The organism is Alkalibacterium sp. m-11 (genome assembly GCF_054658155.1).
The window spans coordinates 1-1270 of the sequence record NZ_BAAGIR010000268.1; the positions used below are offsets into that span (position 1 = coordinate 1).

1 protein-coding gene is annotated in these 1270 nt (G+C 43.7%); it reads right to left on the bottom strand.

Going from position 1 to position 1270, the window contains the following annotated elements:
• Nucleotides 1-235 precede the first annotated feature (235 nt).
• The gene (gene ispE / locus ACYQ2O_RS12315) at nucleotides 236-1084 is read right to left on the bottom strand and encodes a 4-(cytidine 5'-diphospho)-2-C-methyl-D-erythritol kinase (RefSeq protein WP_346025071.1); all 849 of its coding nucleotides are present in this window, start codon (nucleotides 1082-1084) and stop codon (nucleotides 236-238) included.
• Between the last annotated feature and the right edge of the window lie 186 nt (nucleotides 1085-1270).

Genomic DNA, 1270 nt, shown 5'->3' on the forward strand with positions numbered 1-1270 from the left:
CAGTTTCCATTGTGGTATAATTTTGATACAAAGTGAGCCCCTCCTATAATTTCTGTTGGTACTTCAATTATAGCCGGTGGGGCTCATTTTGTCTTTAAAAAAGAAACATCCCTCGACCATTTTTTTCAAAATCGGTCGAGGGATGTATTCATTTTAGGGGAGTTTTTTCCCAGCTCTTAATTTAGTCATTCTAACTTTTCGAGTGTGAAAAAAAGAGTCTTGTCTGAACCGTTTTTCAACTGATCGTACGTACTAAGTACACTTCCTTGCAGAATCCCTTGAGCCCATTGACTATGCGACGGGCTTTGGAAAGATTTTGTGTCAGCCCATAAACAGTCGGCCCTGTTCCGCTCATCAAGGCAGTATCTGCACCGAAACTGCTCATTTTTTCTTTGATTTCCTTTATCATATGATTTTGTTCAACAGCTTTCTCTTCCAGTGCATTTCCGGTTGCTTTGATGATGCGCTTATAATCTGACTGTATCACGGCCTCTTTCATTTCATTCACGTCGAAAACAGGCAGATTAGCAACATCAAGATCTTTAAAAACAGTCCAGCTGGATATGCCTTTTGGCGGCTTGACTATAATAACCCAGGCATGAGGAAAAGAAGGAAGGGGTTCAACTTTTTCGCCTCGCCCAGTTACATAAGCGGTCTGGCCGTATACACAAAAAGGGACGTCCGACCCGATCTGTTCCCCCAGCTCAGCCAGCTCATCAAGAGTCAGGTTAAGTCTCCACAGGCGATTTAGGGCCCTTAAAGTAGCTGCCGCATCGGCACTGCCTCCCCCTAGACCGGCTGCGATCGGGATATGCTTATCAATAAAGATATCTGCACCATATCTCACTCCATAAGTGCGTTTCAGAAGAAGCGCAGTCTTGTAGACAATATTCTTTTCATTAAGCGGCATAAATGAACTCGAAGAATCCAGAGTGACAGCTTCATCAGTCAATTTAAAAGTCAGCCTGTCCGCCAGATCTACGGGTGTCATCACCATTTCCATCTCATGAAAGCCATCCGGACGCCTGCTCAAGACATTTAAACAGACATTGATTTTAGCAGGGGCTTTTTCATATTCCTCCATTACATCCCTCCTCATGAAAAGTCTGATTCTTTCTCTATTGTAGAACAGTTAGGCAATATTGTGAACTACCCACCACTTAAATCCTTTGGATTTTGAAGTGGGGGCTTCCTACGAACTCCATTCTTATCTGCACAGACTTCATACAGACAGAGGAATCGGATAGGGGTAGGCTCAAAAGGCAGTCCC